At 63.5% G+C, this 23,631-nt stretch carries 20 protein-coding genes; 15 read left to right on the top strand and 5 right to left on the bottom strand.

Annotated elements, in window-relative coordinates; all coding sequences use genetic code 11:
• The first annotated feature begins 140 nt into the window (after window positions 1-140).
• Entirely contained in the window at window positions 141-800 is a 660-nt protein-coding gene (locus HQ325_RS01295; RefSeq protein WP_222626379.1) for a sigma-70 family RNA polymerase sigma factor, read from the top strand.
• Here the strand turns inward: HQ325_RS01295 and HQ325_RS01290 are convergent.
• From HQ325_RS01290 to HQ325_RS01270, 5 genes are all read right to left on the bottom strand, one after another.
• Window positions 779-2,308 carry an alpha/beta fold hydrolase gene (locus HQ325_RS01290; RefSeq protein ID WP_308014209.1) on the bottom strand — a complete coding sequence of 510 codons (1,530 nt, stop codon included), beginning with the start codon at window positions 2,306-2,308 and terminating at the stop codon, window positions 779-781. The two genes, HQ325_RS01295 and HQ325_RS01290, sit on opposite strands and share 22 nt — an antisense overlap.
• A gap of 23 nt (window positions 2,309-2,331) precedes the next feature.
• On the bottom strand, window positions 2,332-4,275 hold the full coding sequence (locus tag HQ325_RS01285) for a S9 family peptidase (RefSeq protein WP_222626377.1): 1,944 nt from the start codon (window positions 4,273-4,275) through the stop codon (window positions 2,332-2,334).
• A gap of 55 nt (window positions 4,276-4,330) precedes the next feature.
• Entirely contained in the window at window positions 4,331-4,912 is a 582-nt protein-coding gene (locus HQ325_RS01280) for a DUF3159 domain-containing protein (protein ID WP_308014208.1), read from the bottom strand.
• Window positions 4,913-5,126: 214 nt separating this feature from the next.
• Window positions 5,127-6,530, bottom strand: coding sequence for an alpha/beta hydrolase (locus HQ325_RS01275; protein WP_222626376.1), 1,404 nt, complete (start codon window positions 6,528-6,530; stop codon window positions 5,127-5,129).
• 155 nt (window positions 6,531-6,685) lie between these two features.
• Window positions 6,686-7,330: a hypothetical protein gene (locus tag HQ325_RS01270; protein ID WP_261777618.1), complete on the bottom strand. Its 645-nt coding sequence runs from the start codon at window positions 7,328-7,330 to the stop codon at window positions 6,686-6,688.
• Between the two features lie 152 nt (window positions 7,331-7,482).
• On the opposite strand from HQ325_RS01270, the gene HQ325_RS01265 reads away from it, so the two are divergent.
• The 14 genes from HQ325_RS01265 to HQ325_RS01200 all read left to right on the top strand — a co-directional run bounded on the left by HQ325_RS01265 (window position 7,483) and on the right by HQ325_RS01200 (window position 22,861).
• The gene (locus HQ325_RS01265; RefSeq protein WP_222626375.1) at window positions 7,483-8,088 is read left to right on the top strand and encodes a TetR/AcrR family transcriptional regulator; all 606 of its coding nucleotides are present in this window, start codon (window positions 7,483-7,485) and stop codon (window positions 8,086-8,088) included.
• A gap of 454 nt (window positions 8,089-8,542) precedes the next feature.
• Window positions 8,543-8,803 (top strand): helix-turn-helix transcriptional regulator, encoded by a 261-nt coding sequence (locus HQ325_RS01260; RefSeq protein ID WP_222626374.1) that lies wholly within the window; start codon window positions 8,543-8,545, stop codon window positions 8,801-8,803.
• Between the two features lie 384 nt (window positions 8,804-9,187).
• On the top strand, window positions 9,188-9,916 hold the full coding sequence (locus tag HQ325_RS01255; RefSeq protein ID WP_222626373.1) for a FadR/GntR family transcriptional regulator: 729 nt from the start codon (window positions 9,188-9,190) through the stop codon (window positions 9,914-9,916).
• Between the two features lie 218 nt (window positions 9,917-10,134).
• Window positions 10,135-11,313: a substrate-binding domain-containing protein gene (locus HQ325_RS01250; protein WP_222626372.1), complete on the top strand. Its 1,179-nt coding sequence runs from the start codon at window positions 10,135-10,137 to the stop codon at window positions 11,311-11,313.
• Window positions 11,314-11,341: 28 nt separating this feature from the next.
• On the top strand, window positions 11,342-12,940 hold the full coding sequence (locus tag HQ325_RS01245) for a sugar ABC transporter ATP-binding protein (RefSeq protein WP_222626371.1): 1,599 nt from the start codon (window positions 11,342-11,344) through the stop codon (window positions 12,938-12,940).
• Window positions 12,937-13,986, top strand: coding sequence for an ABC transporter permease (locus tag HQ325_RS01240; protein ID WP_222626370.1), 1,050 nt, complete (start codon window positions 12,937-12,939; stop codon window positions 13,984-13,986). Before HQ325_RS01245 ends, HQ325_RS01240 begins: the two co-directional genes overlap by 4 nt.
• 23 nt (window positions 13,987-14,009) lie before the next feature.
• Window positions 14,010-14,726, top strand: coding sequence for an SDR family NAD(P)-dependent oxidoreductase (locus HQ325_RS01235; protein ID WP_222626369.1), 717 nt, complete (start codon window positions 14,010-14,012; stop codon window positions 14,724-14,726).
• 476 nt (window positions 14,727-15,202) lie between these two features.
• Window positions 15,203-15,973 carry a fumarylacetoacetate hydrolase family protein gene (locus HQ325_RS22270; RefSeq protein WP_261777616.1) on the top strand — a complete coding sequence of 257 codons (771 nt, stop codon included), beginning with the start codon at window positions 15,203-15,205 and terminating at the stop codon, window positions 15,971-15,973.
• Between the two features lies 1 nt (window position 15,974).
• A complete protein-coding gene (locus HQ325_RS01225) occupies window positions 15,975-16,967 on the top strand; it encodes a C-terminal binding protein (protein WP_222626367.1) in 993 nt (330 codons plus the stop codon).
• A complete protein-coding gene (locus HQ325_RS01220) occupies window positions 16,910-18,400 on the top strand; it encodes an aldehyde dehydrogenase (RefSeq protein ID WP_261777615.1) in 1,491 nt (496 codons plus the stop codon). Before HQ325_RS01225 ends, HQ325_RS01220 begins: the two co-directional genes overlap by 58 nt.
• A gap of 2 nt (window positions 18,401-18,402) precedes the next feature.
• Entirely contained in the window at window positions 18,403-19,932 is a 1,530-nt protein-coding gene (gene xylB / locus HQ325_RS01215; RefSeq protein ID WP_222626366.1) for a xylulokinase, read from the top strand.
• The gene (locus tag HQ325_RS01210) at window positions 19,929-20,582 is read left to right on the top strand and encodes an HAD family hydrolase (RefSeq protein ID WP_222626365.1); all 654 of its coding nucleotides are present in this window, start codon (window positions 19,929-19,931) and stop codon (window positions 20,580-20,582) included. The genes xylB and HQ325_RS01210 overlap by 4 nt, the downstream gene beginning before the upstream one ends.
• Window positions 20,583-20,587: 5 nt before the next feature.
• Window positions 20,588-21,361, top strand: a complete 774-nt coding sequence (rpiA, locus tag HQ325_RS01205) for a ribose-5-phosphate isomerase RpiA (RefSeq protein ID WP_222626364.1) — start codon at window positions 20,588-20,590, stop codon at window positions 21,359-21,361.
• Window positions 21,362-21,373: 12 nt separating this feature from the next.
• Entirely contained in the window at window positions 21,374-22,861 is a 1,488-nt protein-coding gene (locus HQ325_RS01200; protein WP_222626363.1) for an aldehyde dehydrogenase (NADP(+)), read from the top strand.
• Window positions 22,862-23,631 lie beyond the last annotated feature (770 nt).

Genomic DNA, 23,631 nt, shown 5'->3' with positions numbered 1-23,631 from the left:
ACTCCCCGACACCGAGACCAGGGCGACAGTCGAACTCCTGGTCGCCTGCCGCTCGGGAAACGGACCGCACGGCGCACGACGCGAGATACGCGGTGTCCGTTCATGCAAGCGTCGGGGCCCGCATGATGCAGAATCAGCCCATGACCACGGCGGAGTACGCATCTCCGCGACGAGCGCGCCCGCCATTTCTCGATGTCGATCGGTCCGATCGTGCATCGACCGAGGCGAGCGCCGCTGCGCTGGACCGAGACCTTCGCGACCGATGCTGTGTCCTGCTCAGCCTGATCGCCTCCGGGGACGACCGTGCGATGGTCGAACTGATGCTGGTCACTCGACCCGTGGTGTTCGCAGCAGCGTTGCGAGTTCTCGGAGACCGCGCGCGTGCCGAGGACACGGCTCAGGAGACGTACTTCCAGGTGTGGACCTCGGCCGGAACATTCGACTCCGACCGAGGTACACCACACGCCTGGTTGGCGACCCTCGCGCGCCGACGAGCGATCGACCGTTCGCGCTCCGACACCGCGTCGGCGAGGCGGGACACGAAGTACTTCGCATCGCATTTCGACCGCGACCACGACGGCGTCTGGGAAGCGGTGTGGACGAACGCCGACAACGATCTGCTGACGAAGGCGCTGATCGAACTGACCAGTCTGCAGAGGAGCGCTGTCGACCTGGTCTACTTCCAGGGCCTGTCCTGCCGCGAAGCAGCCGAGCGGCTCGGCGTACCTCATGCCACCGTCAAGACCCGCGTGCGAGACGCCTTGTTGCGCTTGCGACTTCACCTCGCGCGCACCGCCTGAGCGAGCGCTCGGAGGGTGCAGCGAGTCCATGCCTCGGGTGTGGCCAGCTCGACGAGATAGTCGGCCACGATGTCGTTCACGCAGGCATTCGCACCGGAGATCGCGACGGTGTGCTGCTCGCCGTCCACGGGGAGCAGCGTTCCGCCCAGAGTGTCCGCGAGGTTCACTCCTCCTTCGTAGGGCGTGGACGGATCACTGGTGATCGAGATCGTCAGAGTGTCGGGAACGCCCTCGACATCCTGTGCGTAGGGAATTCCGAGTGTCGGCTCGGTCGGCCAGAACTCGCACGGATCACGAGCCCCCTCCGGACCGAGTCCCGCGTCCGTGAACGGCGCGATCTCCTGAATTCTCCGTTTGAGCTCGACTTCCTCCTCCGGTGTGTTGCGGTCCTCGTCCATGCAGTTGACGGCGTAGAGCGCTTCGCTGAAGTTGGGGTGGGTGCCGTCCTCGTCGCGGCCACCGAACACGTCGAGGATCTTCAGCAACGTATCTCCCTGCCCCGCAGTGACCTCGGCTATTCCTCGGATGATGACAGGCCACACCGTCGAGTCGTAGAGTCCCGCGACCACCGCTCCGTATGCAGCGTCGAAGTCGAGGCGCCGACCGCTCTCGGTGACGATGGGATCCTCGACGAGAGGCCTGGCGATGTCCTGGAACCTCTCGACCGCCCTGCTCGGATCGGGGCCCAGCGGACAGTCCGGAGACGCCGCACAGGACGCGGCCATCTCGTCGAACGAGCGCTGGAAGCCGGTGAACTGGTCGACTCTGCGGTCGGCCGTGCTCTGAGCGGGGTCGATGGCGCCGTCCAGGACCATGGCGCGCACGTTCTGAGGGAACATCTCGGCGTACACCGCTCCCAGTCGCGTTCCGTAACTCTGACCGAGGTAGCTCAGTTTCTCGTCGCCGAGCACCTCTCGCAGAATGTCCATGTCCCGCGCGGCATCTCGAGTTCCGACCGCCGAGAGGACGTCGCCGCCGCCCGAGCGCTCGGCGCAGCGTTCGACCAGGCGACGCGAGTCGTCCTCCGTCAGCGTTCTCGAGCCGGTCAGCACCGTGGTGTACGCCTCGCCGGCGTCGTTCTCGGCATCGGTGAAACAGTCGATCGCCGGTGTCGACGCACCGACCCCGCGAGGATCGAAGCCGATCAGGTCGAAGTGCTCGGTCACGCGACTGTCCGCCAAGGTCGTCGCACCCGCGGCGGCCATGCTCATTCCCGGCCCACCGGGCCCACCCGGATTGAGCAGCAGTGACCCGATTCGCTCACCCCGCGCGGGTGCCTTCAGCAGGGCGATCTGCGCCGTCCGACCGTCGGGATCGTCGTAGTCCAACGGCACGGTCACGCGAGCGCACTCGAAGATCGGGTCGGCGGCGAACGCAGTGGCATCGGCCGACGTCACCGCGTACCCGTCGCACGATTCGAAGGCCACGTCCTGGTCGTGAACACTGCTCAGATCCGGCTCGGTCCGAGGTTGCGCACACCCGGCGAGCACCAGCGCAGCGACTGCCACGGTGACTCCTGTCCTCCTGCGGATCACGACAGCGACCCGCTCGGTGCGTGGACCGACGAGGGACTCGTGGAATGCTCGCGCCCACCCAGGTGCTGGGCGAGGAACCGCTCGACCTCGCGGTAGAACGCGATGGTGTTCTCGGGATTGACGAACCCGTGTCCTTCGTCGTCGAAGACGAGGTAGTCGACGTGGACCCCACACGAGCGGAGGGTGGCGACGACGTTGTCGGACTCGGCTCTGGTGACACGAGGGTCGTTGGCTCCCTGCGCGATGAGCAGGGGCGCCGTGTACGCGTCGAGACGGCTGATCGGGGACCGCGCGAGCATGTCCGCTTCCTGCTCCGGGTCACTCGGGTCGCCGACGAACCGGTACCAGTTGTTGACCAGGCTGGCCCGGAGAAAGGACGGTTGTGTCCTCATGAAGTTGGCGAGGTCCGAGATGCCGACCAGATCGACCGCCGCGGTGAACACGTCGGGGGTGAAGGTCGCGCCGACCAACGCGGCGTACCCGCCGTACGAGCCGCCCATGATCGCGACGCGCTCACGATCGGCGTACCCCTGCTGTACGGCCCACTTCACCGCGTCGACCAGGTCGTCGTGCATCGCGCCCGCGAGTTCCCCCACCGCAGCGTTGGTGTGAGCCTTCCCGTAGCCGGTGGAACCTCGGAAGTTGACCTGCAGCACCGCATACCCGCGGTTGGCGAGCATCTGCACGGCAGGATCGAAACCCCACGAGTCGCGATACCAGGGGCCGCCGTGCACGAACAGCACCATCGGCAGCGCGGTCGGGTCGACGCCGAGAGGCAACGTCAGGAAGGACGGCAGCGCACGCCCGTCGCGCGCCTCGATGGTCACCGGTTCCATCGGCGCCATCGCGGTCGGCTCGAGATGCGGGTACGGACGGAACAACTGGCGGCTCGCACCCGTGGTGTGGTCGTAGAGATAGGTGACGGCGGGATCCCGATCGTGCACGAAACTGACGGTCCAGCGCAGTCCGCTCCGGTCCGAGGACAGTTCGCCGACATCGCCGTCCGAGAGCAGTTCGAGTGCTGCCAGAACCTCTCCGAAGCGCTCGTCGAGGACTCGTATCTCCTGGCGCTCGCCCAGGTATCGCACCCCGAGCAGGCCGCTGGTCTCGGCGTCGCAGATCAAGGGCGACGACGTCTGTTCGACGGCGCGGCGAACCGCGTCGAGTTCGAGCGTCGGATGAGAATCGACGACGGTCTCCTCACCGGTGTCGAGATCGAGGCGCACGAGGTGAATCAGATCGCGGCCGCGGGTCGAGCCCATCCACAAGCCTGTGCCGTCCGGGGTCATCTGGGTCGGGGTGATCCCGACCGGGTAGTCCGTCGCGTCGATCGACACGATCGGGTTCCGTGTTCCCGACGGGGTGACTCGGGACAGGAGCAGGTGGCCGTCGTCGGTCATCTCCTGCTCGACGACCGTGTCGCCCTCCGCGAGCATCAGCAGCCGGTCCGTCCCGGCGCTGCGTCCGATCATGGTGATCTCACCCGTCGCGACGTCGATCCTATGGAGGTCGAACTCGGCAGGGTTCCGTGCGTTGAGCATCACCGTGTAGCTGCCTGCACTCCCGTGCACGGGCAGGAGTTCGATCGCACGAGCGCCGGGGAACGGCGTGAGATCGACGGCGGGACTGCGGGGATCGTCGAGATCGACACGGAACACGTGGTGGTTCTCGTCGCCTCCGCTGTCCTGCAGGTACAGCAGCCACCGGGGGTCGTCGGTCCACTCGAACTTCATGACGCTGCGGGTCTCGTCAGCGCTCACGCATCGGGCATCGCCCACGGCGGAGAGATCCGGGGCGATGTCCTGCACCCAGACGTTGAGCCTGTTCCGCCACGGTGCGAGGAAAGCGATTCTGTTGCCTTCCGGAGAGATTCGGGCACCGACCGCGGCGGGCGGGCCGAAGAGGTCGTCGATCGCGATCAGATCGGGTGCAGTGGTCATGGGAGGTCCTTTCCTCTGGTGGGGCGGGTGTCGAATTGTCTGTCGGTGGTGTCTCTCAACGGACGAAGTGCGTGGTCGAACGCCGGAACGCCCAGACGGTGACCACCACGGCGACCGCGAACAACGGCGCACCCATCGCGATTCTCGCGACGGCGAGCCAGCCGGTGGCGTCGGTGTCGTACAGCCAGTCCTGCACGAGGTACCGGGCACCGAAGAGCACCGCGAAGGTGAGAGTGGCGACGTCGTGGGCGCGGCGCACCGAAGAGTTCCGTCGCCAGGCATATCGGTTGCCGTGCAGCGCGTTCCACAGCAGGCCGGTCACCGGCCTGCGGATCAGCACCGATGCGAGTACCACGACGCCGGCCACCAGGCTGGTCCAGATGCCGAGGAGGAAATAGCCGCTCGCACTGCCACTCATCGCCGCGACGGCGCCGGCGGCGAGAACGCCGACGAGACCGCCGCTGGCCCCGGCGATCGGCTCACCACCTCGGACGCGATGGACGGTCAGCGCCAGTGCGACGATCATCGCGGCGCCGATCGCGATCGGCAGCGTCCAGATCGAGTTGGCGACGACGAACACGACCACCGGTATCGCGGTGCGGATCATGCCGCTGGTGCCACCCAGACTGTCGACCACCCTCGCGCCGGCATCGGTGGTCGGTGCGTCCTGCGTGCTGTCGTGCGGTGGGTTCGTCGTGTCGCCCTCCTTGCGCCTCGGTCGATCCGGTCGAATGGGTTCATCGACAACCAGAGTCGTCGAGCTGACCGACCGCTGCCAGTGCCTGCGTGCACCGGATACGGTGACACTGTCATCGACCGGTCATGACAGATGTCACGGCGCCAGCCGGTGCTCACTGCGTCGCCCGAGGACACTGGGCGTCCTTCTCCGGCATGGCGCCGTCGACGAGATAGTCGGTGACCACCTCCTGCGCGCAGGGGTTGGTTCCGAGCGCGAAGACACCGTGCCCACTGCCGTCGACGGTGAGCAGCCGGGAACGATCTCCGAAGCGCTCGTCGAGCAGTTCACCCCCGCGCTGGGGCGTGACCGGATCACGTCGATGCTGAGCGATGAGGATGTTCGTCGGTCCGTCGGTGTCGATGGTGACCGGGGGTTCGGCCGGCGCATGGGCCCAGAACGCGCACGGCATGATGTTCGCGGCCGCTGCGCCGAACAGCGGGTAGTCGACCCTGTCGGTGGCGACGGCATTCTCGTAGGTGGTCACGTCGTGCGGCCACTCGACGTCGTTACAGGTGACCGCCAGGAAGACGGACCACGAGTTGTCGCCGACCGACGGTACCGGAGCCCCCTGCGGAAGGTCCCCACCCTGACCCGCCGCGAGGCCGTCCCGGTACGAGACCCACGCATCGGCCGCAGTCTCGTACGTCGCCGGGTTGTACAGCGTGACGAAGGTGGCCAGACGGAACGAGCGACCGTCGACCCCGTTCACGGGCGTGGCATCGAGCCTGGAGGCGATGTCGAAGTACGTCGCCCGCACCTCGTCCTCGGTCGCACCGAGACCGTATCGGTCGTGACGCTCGGCCATCCACCGGGCGAGATCCGGGAAGGTGTCTTCCATTCCTCGGGAATAGCGCCGCATCCCGGCTCGATCGAGATGGGTGTCACCGATGTTGCTGTCCAACACGATTCGGTCGGTGCTCTCGGGGAACATCGACGCATAGGCCGCGCCCAGCGCCGAGCCGTAGGAGTAGCCGAGGAAGCTCGCGGTGTCCTCGCCGAGAGCAGCTCGGACGCGGTCGAGGTCCCGCGCCATGTTCGCGGTGCTCACGTGGCGCAGCAGGCCGTCGTCCTCGGCGGCGCACCGGCGCGCGACTTCTCTCGCAGTACGAACCTGCTCGTCGAAGGCAGCCTGGTCGTACGCGTACGGCGGGACTGCGCCGTAGTAGTGCAGGTCGTCGGTGAAGCCGCAGCTGATGGGACTGGAATGGCCCACCCCACGGGTGTCCATGCCGATGAGGTCATAACTGTCCAGCACGGACTGCGGCATGCCCCGATTCACCAGGAACGTCGGTTGGTCGAGCCCCGTGCCGCCGGGGCCGCCCGCGTTGAGCAGCAGCACCCCTCGCCGTTCCTCCGACTTCTGGGAGGGCAGCCGAGAGATCATGAGGTCGATTTGTCCACCGTCGGGGTCGTCGTAGTCGATCGGCACGGGCACCGACGCGCACTGCAGGCGCGACGGTTCCTCCGCTGGGTCACCGACGTCGTCGGGACATGAGGCCCACTCGAGGTCGGGCATGGAATAGGGTTGCTGCACTGCAGTATCAGGCTGAGACGCGGTGGAGGTCGTCGAGCAGCCGACGAGAACGAGGCAGATCGCGGCCACCGCAGCGGTACGCGTGTGGTGTCGGTTCACGGGATGTCCATTCGGTAGCAGGGGTGGCCGACGGCCGATCAGTTGCCGGCGGCGTCGAGCCAGTGATAATGCAGTCGCAGAGCGCGTTCCGTGCTGCCCACGGCGGCACCGACGGTGGAGGCGACCGTCGACCACGTCGGCAGATCGATCGGTGCGGCGATGACACCGACCGACTCGGCGATCGGCGGAATTCGAGACACCGTCTCGACGAGATACACCGCGAGCGACAGGACTCCGCTGAGAACGAGGGCGATCGAGACGACGCCGATGACCGAACTCGCCGCTGGGTGCCGCCTGTCGAATCGGGCCCGGCGCCCTTCGGCCGAGCGGGGATCGGGGCTCAGCTGCCGCTCGCTTCCGTCAGCGGAGACGAGATGGCACCGCTCGACACCGAAACCACTCATCGCGACCTCGATGCGGCCGTCCCCGACGGGGAACGCGGCGGGCAGTGCCGACCGTGCTTCGCACAGACCGTCTCTGTACAGATCGGCCGTGACAGAGCCGGAGGCCTGGTCCTGCCAGTGTCGGATGTCGACGGACCATTCCGGCTCATGGGCGCCTGACGGTGGGAGATGAAACAGCGCACGTCCCAGCAACTGCCACCATCGGAACGGCTGCAGTGCTCGCCCGTCGCCGGGTCGCACCCGACGAGCCGCGCGGCGGCGCCTGACTCGATCGAACATGATTCGCTCCTCTTCCGCCGGGCGTGCCACTAGCACGCTGTACTGTCGCGAACGATGGCGACGACGCTAGCACACCGTGCTAGTACATTGTGCTGATCGACTGATCGGTCCTGCTCAGAGCAGACCGAGCGCAGAGGAACAGAGGGGACGCGATGCCGACACCGGAGAAACCCGGCCCGGACACGCGGGCGCGGATACTTATCGCTGCCTGCGAGATGATCGGTGAGGATCCGGCGTCGACACTCAGCGTGCGATCGGTCGCCGCGCGCGCCGGAGTGAGCATGGGTTCGCTTCGTCATCACTTCCCCACCCAGCGCGCACTGCGCGAGGCCGTTCTCGCCACGATCTATGATGTGGTGACAACGGACACCGACGTCATCCACGACCGATCGATACCGGCTCGGGATCGCCTCGTGCGTTGCCTCGAACAGGTTCTGGTACCTGCCGTCGGTGCGCAGGCGCGGCGCGCGTTGATCAGCACCGTCGAGGCGTTCGCGGTACCCGAACCCACCGCAGACATCCGAGCCGCCTACGCGTCCTTCGCCGAGGAAGCTCACCGGAGAGTCGAGCAGTGGCTCGACATTCTCGCCGCCGAAGGTGCAGCGCCAGGGGGTGATCAGTCGCTGAACGCCGCGTTCCTCAACACTGTTCTCGACGGCCTGTTCTGGGACCGGGCGATGCCCACCGATCCCGCCACGCTGCACCGAGCGACCGCCATTCTGCAGCATGCAGTCGACTCGGTCCTCACGCCGCCGTGACCACGTCGAGGATGTAGCTCAGGGGTTCATCCTCACCGCGAGGGACCGGGCAGCGTTCGGTGGACCGCGAGGAGGAGTAACGAGAGTTCCGCAATCTGACAGCCGACCCGGCCACCGCGGTGATGTACGCACGCATGGCGGACCTGCAGGACAGGGCGAGACACAGCCACGGCAGGGGCGCACCGTCCCTTCTGCAGGTCCCGGGCCTGCCGGCGCGAGTGCTTCGTTGCCGCGGCAGTGCGTTCCTGTCTTTCGGGTCTGTGCAGCTGCCCGACGGGCTCGGCGACGCCGTTCGGTGCCGGCTCTCCAGAAGAGCGAGGTCTGGTCTGTCCCCGTCCGTCTTCACCAGGAGTGCCGCGGCGATCTGGGATCCCGCGAGGTCGGGGCCTACCTGACTGTCCTGTCCCACAGGGGTCACGGCGCGCTGGCCGACCGACAGGTACACCCCGACAAGGTGGGCGCGCTGACCGAGCTGACCGAAGATACGAATGTCGGCATTCTCCTCACGGTGGCCGAGCCGGCGCAGACCTCCAGGCTGGCACAGCGCTTCTCGGTGACACCGAGCGCCGCGTCTCAGCATCTCCGAGTGTTGCCCGCCAACGGGCTGACCGGACGCCAGCGCCACGGCCGGTCTGTCCTGCACCGGCTGTCAGCACTGGGCCGCCAAATGGCAATCGGCGACGAGGGTCGGTCCTTGGGGCACGAGCGTTACTGAGGAGCCGGGTGGTGCCGTGTCCCAAGATCCAGCGCGAACGGCTTCGGTGCGGAGCCGATCGGATCGCGCGGCAACCAAGCAGGTGACCGTCACCTGCAGTTACCAGCCTCGCGAACCACCTCGTCTCGGCCGGTCCACACTCGCAGATTTAACGCCCTGATCAGCGCTGGGGCATCAACGTCCTGCCAGCGCAGACACTCAGTGGTTCTGCCGAACTCCCCTCAAAGGTCATACAAAGAACCGACCGCCAGCGTGATGCCCACCCCGTCGTTCGAGCCGCAATCGGGCGCTACAGGCTGCTCGAAGGCCCGGCATCGCTCTGCGTCACCAAGATGCCAGTCTTATGACCTTGACCACACGCAATCTTTGTCATACATTTGAGTCATGCACGATGAAGCGCAGTCGAAAAAGCGACTCTCCGAGACTCTCGCTGATGCGTTGCAGGTAGAAGTTCTGGGGCTCTCGGTCGGGGAGAAGATGCCCACCGAAGCTGAGTTGGCGGACCGGTTCGATGTCAGCCGCACCGTGGTTCGCGAGGCCGCTCGCATTCTGGTCCAGCGAGGTCTTGTGACGGTGTCTCCCGGGCGTGGAATGACAGTAGCGGCACTGGACGGCAGCTTGATTGCCGAGCAGTATTCGCTGTTGTTGCAACTGAGCGAGGGATCGTTCGAACAATTACTCGAGGTGAGGCTGGTACTGGAAGTGGAAATGTCGGCTCTCGCCGCGGCAAGGCACACGTCGAAGCAACTCCTGTCCATGAGGAGCCTGAACGAGAAAATTCGCGCCGCCAATCCTGGCAGTGAGGAATTTCTGGATGCCGATCTAGGCTTTCACGAGGTGATTGCGCAAGCTAGCGGCAACCCTTTCTTTCCCCTGGTGATTCGACCCATCAATAAATTTCTGCGCGAAACCTACAGCGCAGGAGCGGGTTACCCGACAGAAGCAAACCACACGGTGGAAGAACATTCGGAGATCGCCGACGCGATCGCAGCGGGCGATCCAGCCCGTACTCGATTCGCAACCGAGAACCACCTTCGCCGAATCGTGCGCAACAGGGGCGCTCTCGTGTCCCAGCACGAAGGCGCGAGAACTCCCGAAGCACCTAAAGACTGACCCAACTCGGTCGCCGCCACCCGGTCCACATTCTCCGGCTGAGCACGACTGGATCTGCACAGCCGTTCGACGTCCATTCATGTCGTCGACGCGCATCGTTCGCTTTGGAGCGAACAACCCTCTCGGCACGTCGCACGGCAACGTGTCTGCCGATTCGTCTCACGAGCGACCCCATACCACCTTCAACATGCGTATATCACGCATCTAAGGAGTCAGCAATGGCGAACAAGCCGTTGAAAACCCGTGTGTTGCTGCTCTTCGCAGCGCTCTTCAGCGCCATTCTCTTCATCGGCGCCTGCAGTAGTGGTTCCGATCGTTCGGACGTTGATCCGGCGGCTCGTACCGCCGCAGTCGAAAAGGCGAAGGCCGGCGCAGCCGAACTACTGAAAGCAGGAGTCCAAGACAACGAATGGACCGGTCCCGAAAGTAGTCCCGCTCCCAAAGCCGGTGTGCGGCTGACGATTATCCCAGAACAGATGGCATCCACCGGTTCCAGTCGGGCGGCGAACGCGATCGAGGACGAGGCAGTAAAACTTGGCTGGGTACCGAAAATTTCGGACGGACAGGGAAAGCCAGATGTTCAGCTCAATGCTCTGAACACAGCGGTCGACGAGAACGCCGACGCCGTCATTCTCGTGTTCGTGGACACCACCCGAGTCCAATCTGCGCTCCAGCGCGCGCTCGATGCCGGCGTCAAAGTCGTCACCCTGGGATCACTGAAGAACACCCCCGAGACTGTCCCTGACGTCTCCTTCGACTGGCTCCGCTCAGGGGAAGCGATCGCACAGTATTCAGTGTGGAAGAGCGGCGGAGATCTCGGCATGCTCCAGATGCGCAACACCGACCTGTACATCACCGTGAACGGTCAGTACAAGGGAAGCCAGGACTACCTGGAGCAGGAAGAGAACTGCCCCGGATGCAACATCGAGACCAAGGACTGGAGTCTGGCAAGTTTCGAAGACCCCACCACTGGACCTGCTGCGCAGGCCGTCGCGACCTTGCAGGCCAACTCGAGCCTCAACTGGGTCTCGTGCTTCGATTCGTGCTTGTTCCGTGTGGCCAACGGTCTGGACCGAGCAGGTCTGTCAGACCGAGTGTCTGGTGCCGGTTACGACTGCAACCCGGAGAACCTGGACATCATTCGAGCGGGCGGAAGCCAGAAGGTCTGCTTTGCGGATCCGCGTGAGTGGTTGGCCTTCGCTGCCATGGACAACATCAATCGCATGACGAACGACCAACCGGCAGTCGACTACACAGACGCATTGCCAGTGGCCCTCTTCGACAAGGACTCCCTGGACGCATTGCCCGCGGATCAGTCCGAGGAGCTGGAGATCTCAGGCTGGCAGGGCAACTACGACTTCCGTGCGAAGTTCGAACAACTCTGGGGCATCGCCTGATTCGAGTTCACTCACATCGAAGGAATTTATGATGACGCAGGAATCGGCGCCCGTATTGCCAGTACCCAGTGTTCGGGTGCTCGGGTTGTCCAAGGATTTCGGTAGCAACCGAGTGCTCGACGGTGTCGACCTCGAATTCAACAGTGGATCCATCCATGCTCTGCTCGGCGCCAACGGTTCTGGCAAGTCGACTCTTATCAAGATACTGGCGGGATACCACGCACCGACCGAGGGCAGGATCGAGCTCCACGGAGCCGACCTCGCCCTGCCTGCCACTCCGTCCGCGGTGCACTCCGCTGGGGTTCGGTTCGTGCATCAGGACCTGGGTCTTGTAAACACTATGTCGGTGGCGGACAACCTCGCTCTTGCGCTGGGGTACGAGCGTCGGGGCGGAACCATCGATTGGAGGGGACAACGCTCGGCGGCCAGAATGGACCTCGCGTCGGTAGGCGTCCACGACGTCGACCCGAACGCAGTGGTCGGGTCTCTCGGACCGGTCCAACAAACTCTGGTCGCGATGGCGCGAGCGATGCGTGGTCTGGAACCCGGCCACGGCGTGCTGGTTCTGGATGAGCCGACGGCGCGACTACCCAACGCACAGGTGGACGAATTGCTCGACAGGTGCCGGCTGCTTCGAGACCAGGGCATCGCACTCATCTATGTCTCCCATCGTCTCGACGAAGTGTTCGCGATGGCCGATACTCTCTCGGTTCTGCGAGACGGACGCGTGGTTTTCGACGGTGCTATCGGAGCCACGGACGAGGATCGTTTGACTCGCATCATCACCGGCAAGACCGCTGGAAGCGACGCGATGTCAGATGAATCCGCGACCGACGGGCGAATCGCTGCCACCGACGATCACGTGAAGATCTCGCTTCGAGGAGTCGGCGGCACTTTCGTTCATGGCGTGGACATGGACATACACCGGGGCGAGATCCTCGCGGTCACCGGTCTCGTCGGATCTGGGCGCAGTGAACTGGGGAGACTTATCTTCGGCTCGCAGACCAAGACCGACGGCGAGATTCGCCATAACGGGGAACTGCTGCGTGCTGTCACGATCGAGCAAAGCATCGAACGCGGTATCGGATACGTGCCGCAGGATCGCAAGCAGGCAGCAATTCCGACCTTCTCCTTGACGGACAACATTAGCCTGGCCGACTTGTCGAAACACCTGTCGAGCGGTCGTATATCGGCGAAGAGCGAACGTCGCACCGCCGAGTCGATAATCTCCGCCATGGATGTCCGACCCCCTGATCCGAACCGTCTTCTCGGTGAGTTGTCCGGCGGAAACCAGCAGAAAATAATTCTTGGTAAGTGGCTGCAGCTCGACCTCGATGTGCTCATCCTGGACGAACCCACCTACGGAGTCGACATCGGCGCGCGCACCGCCATCTTGACAACAGTTCTTGCACGTGTGGCCGAGACCGGGATGTCCCTGCTGCTTCTGGATTCTGACATCGACCTCGTTGCTCGTTACGCAGACCGAGTACTGGTGATGAGACGGGGGCAAATCGTCGCGGAGCTTCGTGGCGAGGACGTCACGACCGAGAAGATCGCAGCGGCGAGCTACGCCGTCCACAACCCCGGAACGGCCAGCGCGGCGCCGGGCATACAGGAGCAGACATGAGCGCCACACCCTCCACGCCAACGGCAGTGGTCACCCTGAAGAAAATACTTGGAAATTACGGTATCGTCGTCGCGCTGGTAGTCATCGTGGCGTTCTTCTCCATCCTCAGGCCCGAGACGTTCCCAACGGTCGCCAATTTCGGATCCATCCTGCAGGCCAACTCGTCCATCGTTCTCATCGCTTTCGGACTATTGTTGCCGCTCATCGCGGGGCACTTCGATCTGTCCGTTGCGTCGATGGCCGGATTCGGCGGCATTCTCGTGACCGGTCTCATGTCCAACGGAACCATTACCTCGTGGCCGCTGGCCGTCATTGTGGTGCTGTTTTCTGCTGTTGTCGTCGGGTCAATCAACGGGGTTCTGGTTGCCTACGTCAAGCTCAATTCCCTCGTGGTGACGCTGGGTACGCAGTCAGTGCTGTTCGGGGCCATACTGCTGTACTCCAAGGGAGCGGTCATCTATGACGGAATTCCACAGTCGTTCAAAGACATGGGACAGTCGCGACCGTTCGGAGTCCCGCTTCCGTTCTTCTTCGTCATCGCTGTCGCCCTGGTGCTCTGGTATGTCCTCTACTTCCGCCCGATCGGCCGGCGGCTGTATGCGATCGGTGGAAGTGAGGACGCAGCTCGGTTGACTGGCATCAAGGTGGACAGGATGACTGTCGGGGCCTTCGTATGTGGATCGATGCTCGCCGCCTTGGGCGGCTGCATTCAGGTCGCACAAGTCGGATCGGCCGCCCCGACCAGCGGTTCCGAATTCCTTCTTCCCGCGATCGCCGCGTGTTTTCTCGGTGAAACGTCAATCCGACGTGGTTATTACAACGTGTGGGGGACCTTTGTGTCGGTCATCCTCGTCGCGGCCGGTACGACTGGTTTGTTCATGCTCGGTGCTCAGCCTTGGGTCCAACCAGTCTTTAACGGCGTCGTGCTGATCGGCGCAATTCTGGCCGCGAAACTGGGAATCCTCAAACTACGCGGACGAAAAAATCTTCGCGGTAACCGCAGACCCGACAACTCTCAAGCCGAACTGACCACAACCGCCAAGTGACCGAACTCAGGAAAGGAACCGCAATGCGTGGAGTGAGAGGCAGAGTCGTCGCGGTGACCGGCGCGGCCGGCGGTATCGGCGCCGCCATCTGTAGTCGACTGGTCGACGATGGAGCAGTCGTCGTGGCATTGGACCGCAGAGACTCCGAGTTCGGACGGTCCTCCGTGGTCGATGTCACCGATCCAGCGTCGGTGCGCACGGCCGTTGCGGACATTCTCGACGTCGAAGGACGAGTCGATGCTTTCGTCGCCGCTGCAGGGGTTGTCGAGGACGACGTTGCCGCAGAGAACATGACCCTCGATCAATGGGACGCCGTGATGGGCGTCAATCTTCGCGGACTGTTCCTCTGCAACCAGGCTTTCGCTGCACCGATGCTGGCTGCGGGCCGGGGCACCATCGTGAACATCTCCTCTATGAGTGGGAATCACGTTGTGAACGTGCCGCAGAAACAATGCGCCTACAACGCCTCGAAGGCGGCTGTGACGGCACTGACCAAATCGCTTGCTTCCGAATGGGCCTCACGCGGCGTACGCGTCAACTCGGTTGCACCCGGGTACGTCTCGACGCCGTTGCTCGCACAGAAGAAGCACCAGTTCGCCGAGTGGTTGGCCGCGACCCCTCAAGGACGAATGGCCGATCCGTCCGAAATCGCGTCGGTCGTAGCGTTTCTCGTCAGCGACGAGTCGGGCTACTTCTGTGGAAGCGAACTGCTCGTCGACGGCGGCTACAGCCTGCGCTGAGCGCCCCAACTCATCGACGGCACGGCCACCGTCCGTGCCGTCCAATCCGAAAGATCCAAATGAAACTCACAGACGACATCAGAGACGTACTACCCGAGGACGTCGCCGACGCGACACTTGTCGGCCGCCTGTTCGACCCGCAGGTGTCAGGACCATGCGTCGTCGTCCTCCGCGGATCCGACTTGGTCGACATCACGCACACCTACCCCACCATGACTGATCTCCTGGAGTGCGACAACGCGGTATCCGCGGTGCGAGATGCATCAGGTTCCAGATCGTGGTCATTGGAAACGGTGCTCGAGGAGTCGTTGAACGAGAGTACGAACGGACCCCGCCTGCTCGCTCCCGTGGACTTGTCAGTGGTCAAAGCTGCAGGGGTCACCTTCGCGAGATCGCTCATGGAGCGACTGATCGAGGAGCGTGCGGGCGGAGACGCGCAGAAAGCTGACTCGATACGCGGTGACATCGAACAGCTGGTGGGCTCCACGCTCGGTTCGATCGTCCCCGGTAGCACTGAGGCCGCCGCCCTCAAAGAAAGTATGGTCAGCCGCGGACTGTGGTCGCAGTATCTCGAAGTGGGACTCGGACCCGATCCAGAGATCTTCACCAAAGCGCCCGTGTTGTCTGCGGTGGGGTGCGGCCAAGAGATCGGGGTCGCCTCGGTGTCATCCTGGAACAACCCCGAACCAGAGGTCGCCCTGGCGATCACCTCGACCGGGCGGATCGTCGGGGCAATGCTCGGGAACGACGTGAATCTCCGCGATGTCGAGGGACGATCTGCCCTACTGCTGCCTAAAGCGAAGGACAATAACGCTTCTGCCGCGCTCGGGCCGTTCATCCGTCTACTGGACGAGAAGTTCGGACTCGATGATGTGCGATCCGCAGAGGTTCGACTGCAGGTGTTGGGGGAAGACGACGGTTTCTCACTCGACGGCGTGAGCTACATGCGCGAGATCTCGCGGGACATCGAAGCCCTGGCCGACTACACGGTTGGAAGCTCGCACCAATACCCGGACGGGATCGTGTTGTACACCGGAACGCTGTTCTCGCCAACGCAGGACCGCGATGGGAAGTCGATGGGTTTCACCCACCATGTTCGGGACGTCGTGCGTATCTCGAGTCCACGGTTGGGCATGCTCGTGAACCGCGTCAACGAGTCGGAGCAAGCAGCGCGGTGGGAGTTCGGACTCCGCAGCCTCATCGGCAATCTCACCAGCCGTGGCCTCGTGACAAGGGTGGGGGCCTGACGTGCGCATAGTGGTGACGGACCATGCGTTCGAGAACGTACTCACCGAACGCCGCATCGCGGATGACGTCGACGCAGAATTCGAAGTGTTCGACGCTTGCACCGAGGACGAAGCCGTGTCGGCGGTGACGGGCGCGGACGTGGTGCTGGTCAACTTTGCGCCGATGAACGAGCGCGTACTGAAGGCGATGAACCGCGGCGGCGTAGTCATACGGTACGGAATCGGTTACGACAACGTCGATCTCGATGCTGCCGATCGACTCGGTGTATCGGTGTGCAACGTACCGGACTACGGTGGGGACACCGTAGCCGACCATGCGGTGACGCTCGCCCTCATGCTTCTGCGCAAAGTGACACTATTCGATCGAGTCGTCACCGCAGGCGACTGGGTCTCTGCGACACACTTCGCTCCGATCCTCTCTTCGACATCAACCACAGTCGGCCTGTTGGGGACGGGGCGCATCGGGATGGCCGTAGCCGCGAGGCTCGCTCCATTCGGCTTTGAGGTCATCGCGTACGACCCCTTCGCCGACACGAAACGCGCTGAGGACGCAGGGGTGGAACTCGTTGATCTGGAACAGCTGTTTCGACGCTCGAATGTACTGTCGCTTCATGCGCCGGCCACGCCCGACACCAAAAAGATCGTCGATGCGCAGAAGATCGCGAAAATGCCGTTCGGATCCTACATTGTCAACACCTCTCGCGGATCGCTTCTCGACCAGAACGACGTCCTCGCGGCCCTGAATGCAGGACAGCTCGCGGGCGTAGGACTCGACGTGTTCGACCCCGAGCCCCTCCCCCGTGATCATGGTCTTCGGTCGCATCCCCACGCGATCTTGACCCCGCATGCGGCGTTCTACTCACTTCAGTCATTACAGGCGTTGCAGCGCCTGGCTGCAGAGGAAGCCGGCCGCGCAGCCCGACGAGAGCCATTGAGATGCTGCGTCAACAATTCAAGAACCCGCACTACCTCACCGGGGGTGAGCACATCATGAACGGAACTCGCACCGTCGAGAACTACATCGACGGCGGCTGGTGCACCGCTGACGACTACTTCGACGCGGTCGATCCCGCGACGGGGGAACCACTGGTCCGGGCACCGGCATCGACGGAGCGCGATGTCGATGCCGCAGTCCACGCCGCTCGTCGAGCGTTCCGCACGTGGCGCTTCGTCAATCCGGCGGTGAGAGCCCGCTACCTTCATGCGATCGGCGACGGGGTGAGCTCCCGCCAACGCGAACTGGCCGAGGCGGTCACAGCCGAGATGGGCAAGACGATCAGCGAGGCCACCAGCGAAGTCACGAAGCTGGCGGCCGCATTTCACTTCTACGCGGAGGAAGCTACGCGCGTGTATGGGGACATTGTTCCCAACGACTCCGATGGCTATTCGAGTCAGATCTACCGTGAGCCGGTCGGAGTGGTCGGTGCCATCACGCCATGGAACTATCCGCTGGAGCTGATCGGCTGGAAATTGTGCGCCGCAGTCGCGGCGGGTTGCGCCATCGTGGTGAAGCCGTCCCAATTCGCCTCCTTGTCACCAGCTTTGCTGTTCGACATCATCGGTTCAGTCGGCCTGCCAGCGGGTGTAGCAAATCTGGTGTTCGGGCACGGTCGCGCCGGATCGGCACTCGTCGCCCACCGCGGTGTCGACAAGGTAGCGTTCACCGGCTCCACGTCCACCGGTGCCGCGATCGCCAGAAGCGTTCCGACGGCCAAACCGCTGACGATGGAACTCGGCGGCACCTGTCCGATGATCGTCACCGACAAGGCCGATGTCGCCGCAGCGGTGACCGGCGCCGCCCGCCGCGGGTTCCGCAACGCAGGACAGATCTGTATCGCCGTCAATCGCATCTACGCGCACGATTCTGTTTACGACGAGTTCGTCGACGGTCTCACGGCGGCGGTCGAGACGCTCGTGACCGGGAACGGGATGACCGAGGGGGTCGACGTCGGAGCCATGGCGACGCGCGCCGGATTGGACGTCGTCGTGAAGCACATCGACGATGCGCGGGACAAAGGCGGGCGCGTCACGGTCGGGGGCGCACTGCTTCCTGATCTGGGCCCCGGTCATTTCCACCAACCCACTGTCGTGGCGGAGTGCACCGATGACATGGTGCTGATGCAGGACGAGACATTCGGTCCTGTCGTCGGAGTCATGCGCTATACGGATCTCGACACAGCCGTCGAGATGGCTAACGGCACCGACTCGGGTCTGGCGGCATATGTCTTCACACGAGACCTGGAACAGACCCATGAGCTGGGTCGCCTCTTGGATTTTGGCAATGTGGCAGTCAACAATGTCGACGCGGGCATCATGAACGCACCCTACGGCGGGCGGAAGGGTAGTGGTTTCGGGACCGAGCACGGCAAGGAAGGCCTCGAAAACTACCTGCAGTACAAGCATCTCCGTATCCGGTACGGGAGCTGATCATGGACAACACTTCGCTTCAGATCGGAATCGACCTCGGCACTTCGTCGTGCAAGGTCGTTGCTGTTGACACGACCGGCTCGGTCGTCGCCGTGGCAAGTAGGGACTATCCGCTTCACAGTGCGCACCCGGGGTGGTCCGAACAGGAACCAGAACAATGGTGGCGCGCAACCGATGAGTGCGTCCGTGAGGTGATCGCGGCGCTGCCCGCGGCAGGATCAGAAGTGGTGGCCATCGGCCTGAGTGCCCAGATGCACGGTCTGGTCGCACTCGCCGCCGACCACACGGTGGTGCGCCGTGCGATTCTATGGAACGACCAACGCTGTGAACGGGAATGCGAACTCATCACCCGCGCCGTCGGCGGACCGCAGGCGGTGATCGACGCGATAGACAACCGCATGATCACGGGCTTCACAGCAGGGAAGATTGCCTGGGTGCGTGACCACGAGCCGACCGCCTTCGCCTCGATCGCTCATGTGCTCAATCCCAAGGACTACCTGCGCTGGCGGATGAACGCGCAGTTCGTCACAGATGTCTCCGACGCGTCCGGAACCGGCTTGTTCGATGTGCGAAAGAAGCAGTGGTCGCAGGTAATGATCGATGCGGTAGGCCTCGATGCGCGAGCACTGCCCAGCGTCGTCGAGTCCGGTTCGCCCACAGGCACACTGCGCCCGGAGCTGGCGCGCGCCTGGAACATCTCGCCAGACGTCGAGGTCTACGGAGGCGGAGGCGATGCCGTCATTCAGACCGCATCAATGGCGATAACCGGGCCGGGGGATATCGGCGTCACACTCGGCACCGCTGGAATAATCGCAGCCGCGTCGGACTTCTGCCCTGACAACACGGCCGGCTCGGTTCAGGTGTCGTGTTACAACCTCCCCGACCGCTGGCATGTGATGGGGGTATCCCTCTCCGCTGCAGGCGGTATGCAGTGGCTCAGCTCGGCGCTGCGGACGGTGCCGGGTGCGGACTCGATGTCGGTGGGCGAGCTGGTCGAACTTGCAAGTACGGCCCCTATCGGGTCGGACGGGCTGCTCTTCCTCCCGTTCCTTGCCGGTGAACGTGCGCCGCATTATGCGCCGTCTGCGAGCGCCGCATGGGTCGGTCTGGGTAACCGCCACGGCCTGGCACATATGGCCCGATCAGTAATCGAGGGCGCACTGCTCAACATGCGCGAGATCGTCGAGACTTTTCGCGAGATGGGAATTTCCTGCGATCGCATCATCGCGTCGGGTGGCGCGACGCGCCATCCCTTCTGGCTTCGGACAATGGCAGATGTCTTCGGCATATCTGTGGTGACGACGACCGGAGGAGCAGAGGGCGGTGCTTACGGCGCGGCTGTGATAGCCGGAATCGGTTGCGGTACGTGGGGGTCAGCAGACGAGGCATTCAATCATGTGAAGGTGTTGTCCACCTATCGGCCCGATACACATGCGCATCACACCTACGAGGCCGTGTTCTCCGGACATCGACGATTGCATGCCCACTTCGTCGACGTTTACGACGACATAGAGAGAGCGAGAGCAGTATGACGGGCTTCGATTCGATCATCTTCGATTTGGACGGGACACTCATCGACGGTTCCGCCGATATCGCTGCCGCATTGAACGCCGCGCTCGACTCACACGGTCACGGCCGCGTCACCGTCGAGCAGGTTGCGGCGGCTCTCGGTGGTGGTCCTCGAAAGCTCGTGGAAAAGTGCCTCGCTGCGTCGAGAACAACGGTCTCGGGCAATACCTTCGAAAAAATCCTCACTGCATACTCGACCAACTACCTCGCCAGGCCTGCCGATCGGACCGTTCTCTTGGACACGGCAGGAACCGTACTGACTTCGCTACAGGAGCGAGGGGTGCGGTTGGGCGTCTGCACCAACAAGCGCACCGCCATCGCCGAGTCCGTACTCGAGACTCTCGGCGTGCGTAATTGCTTCGATGCCGTCATTGGATCCGACACCGTGGCAGCTCCCAAGCCACATCCAGCACATCTGCTGGAGACCATCGCGGCAATGGGCATCGGTGGCTCCCGTGTTCTCTACGTGGGAGACACCGCGATAGACGAAGCCACGGCCACCGGGGCTGGCATTCCGTATGCGCACATGAGCTGGGGAGAGTCCGACGTGTCCGCAGACTTCGTGCTCACCTCGTTCAACGACCTGTTCCCCATCACGACACCCGAGAGGTAGATCCGATGTACACCACCGAAACACCGCAGGACGCCGCGAAGTATGCGGTCGGGCGCGCCGCCGTGGAGCGCTACGCTCACGACGGCGCACGCCTCGGTCTCGGGTCAGGCACCACTTCAGCATGGTTCGTACGCGCGCTCGGCGAGAAAGTCGCCGATGGGCTCGAGGTCATCGGCGTTCCCACGTCCAACTCCACGCGTGATCTTGCCCTGTCGGTCGGCATCACCCTGGTTGACATCAATGAACTGGATCGGCCTCTCGACGTTACGTTGGACGGACCCGACGAAGTCGACCACGACGGAGACATGATAAAGGGCGGTGGTGCCTGCCTACTGTGGGAGCGTATGGTCGCCGAAGCGTCGACCAGAATGGTGTGCATCGCCGACGACACGAAGCTTGTCGACACGCTCGGCGCTTTTCCGCTGCCGATAGAGGTGGTTACTCATGGATGGAAAGCGACGCAGCGGTCCGTCGCCGCACTCTTGCAGGACTTGGGCTACTCGAACTTCCTGATAGATCGCCGTCATCGTCATGGTGAGCCCGTCGTCACTGATAACGGCAATTTCATCCTCGACGCCCACCTCGGCAGAATCACCGACAAGGCAGTCCTCGACACCAGCCTCAACCTGATTCCAGGAGTCGCCGAGAACGGAATGTTCACTGGCGTCGCGTCGGAGATCCTCGTTGCCTCACCGAACGGGTCCATCGACGTCATTGCTCTACCGCATCGCGTCGCCGCCCGAAAGATCAACTCACGCCAACCGACCCGACGCGGATAGAGGAACGAAGCCATGCCGTCCACCACAGACAACACTTCACCATCGGGTCTCGAGTCCATTCTGCAGGCGGCCCATGAGGCCAAGACCGAACTGGCGGGCCAGAAGCCGTCCACTCGATACGCGCAGTTGACCACGGTCGCCGATCGACTGGACTCGTCGGCGGATGAACTCGTCGCGCTCGGTCTCGCCGAAACGCATCTGCCCGAGGGGCGGCTACGAGGAGAGCTCAGGCGTACGACCATGCAGTTGCGCATGTTCGCCGAGGAAGCTCGGTCCGGTCGACTCTACGATGCCCGCATCGATGTGGAAGACCCTGATTTTGGATCAGGACCCCGATCGGACATTCGGCGAATGAATACCCCGATCGGCGTGTTACTCAATTTCGCCGCGAGCAATTTTCCATTCGCTTTCTCGGTCGCTGGCGGTGACACCGCCTCCGCGCTGGCCTCGGGATGCCCGGTCATCGTCAAGGCGCACCCCGGGCATCCGCAGTTGTCGGACCTCACCGGCGGTATCGTGACAGATGCTCTTGCCGAAACTGACGCGCCCTCCGGCACTTTCGCAGTCATACACGGGCAGGAGGCAGGTACGCAGGCACTCGCCGATGACCGTGTCGACGTGGGCACCTTCACCGGATCCGTTCGCGTCGGACTGCTCCTGGCCGACGTCGCTGCCCATCGCACGCGTCCGATCCCGTTCTACGGCGAGCTCGGCAGCATCAACCCTGTGATCGTGACTCAGGCGGCTATGGACACTAGGGGAGAACAGATCATCGAAGGCTTCGTGGCCTCGTACACCCTCGGCAACGGGCAATTCTGCACAAAACCAGGCCTGGTGTTCATGCCCGCCGGCCACGGCTTGGAAGACCGCCTGGTCGCCACCGCTAGGTCCGTCGCGACCGGACCATTGTTGACAGCTTCGATCACGAGCGGATTCGACGAACGCGTCCGGGCATTGTCCGAGAGCGTCAACGGCAAAGTGTTGGTGGAATCCGAGTCGGTGGGCGGGGTGCCGCAACCGGGCCTGATGAAGGTGGACTTCCGCGAGTTCGAGAAGCATCACAAGAATATCAGGGCGGAGGCGTTCGGGCCCTTCGCGGTGATCGTCGAATACAAAGGATCGAACCAATTGCATTCTCTCGCCACTTACCTCGAGGGGTCGCTCACGACGTCCTTGCACGCAGAGGAGTCCGACGCGGAACTCGTCGCGTCACTGCTGCCCGCTCTACAGGCCAAGACCGGTCGCCTGCTACTTAATGACTGGCCTACCGGTGTCGCGGTGACGCCCGCTCAGCAACATGGCGGGCCGTACCCGTCCACGACGAATCCACTGCACACTGCAGTGGGAACAGCTGCGACCTCCAGGTTTCTTCGGCCGGTTGCTTTCCAGGCTTTTCTCCAAGATTGGTTGCCAGCGCCGATTCGTGACGAAAATCCCTGGCAGGTACCGCAGAGTCGTTCCTCGACGGGAGAGTCGCAGTCGTGGGGAAGACGCGGGTGAGCGAGTCTGAGGTGGTACGGCGGGCCATCGGACAGAGGTGCCTGCTCCGACCGAATTCGACCGTGGTTCGTTCCTCCCACGGCCTGTAGTCGCGACTCACGTGACAACGACAACAGTTGTGCGAGATGCATGACCGCTGTCGAGTCGGTCATGAGCCGCCACCCGGGTGATCGAATACTCGACCCCCCATCTCGAGAACGACGAAAGATGCGCAGACCGTCCACATCGATACATCGCTATGGAATATTTCGGCAGTACCGCCTCCCTCCTGGAGTGGGCCATTCATGGCACTGCGTCGTGGCTGGATCGTCGAAGGAGCGCACTCGGTCGGCCATGAGTAGGGATCGCAAGGCACGACGTGCACTGATCCGTAGGGAACTTCGAACTCGCCCGTAGGGGCCGGTCTCGACGCCGAGGATGACCCAATATCTCGGTAGTCGTCGCCACGCGGTCCAGTTCCAGGCCCAGGCTGTGACGGAACGACTGGCCAGAGGACACAGCGATGTGTCCCAGCAGTATCAGGACGCACTCTGGTCACCGGACCACATCTCCGACCTATGACCGAGCGCACTGACGACCCGTCGCGAAATCGCCACGCGCTGACATCCGGGTGGTACTTCTTCCTTCCGATGAAGGTCGTCGAGCCACCCCCGCGCGACGCACCGGTGTCGGCCGAGCATCTGAGCGATCCGGGCGGTCGCGACAACCCGGGCTTTCGCCGTCTCGACACCGGCCGGTCATCGTGATATTCCTGGCGGCATCGTCGCCAC

It is taken from the genome of Rhodococcus sp. BP-349 (assembly GCF_019835845.1).
Taxonomy (GTDB): domain Bacteria; phylum Actinomycetota; class Actinomycetes; order Mycobacteriales; family Mycobacteriaceae; genus Rhodococcoides.
Note: the sequence above shows the minus strand (reverse complement) of the source record. Positions and strands in the feature narration are given on the sequence as shown.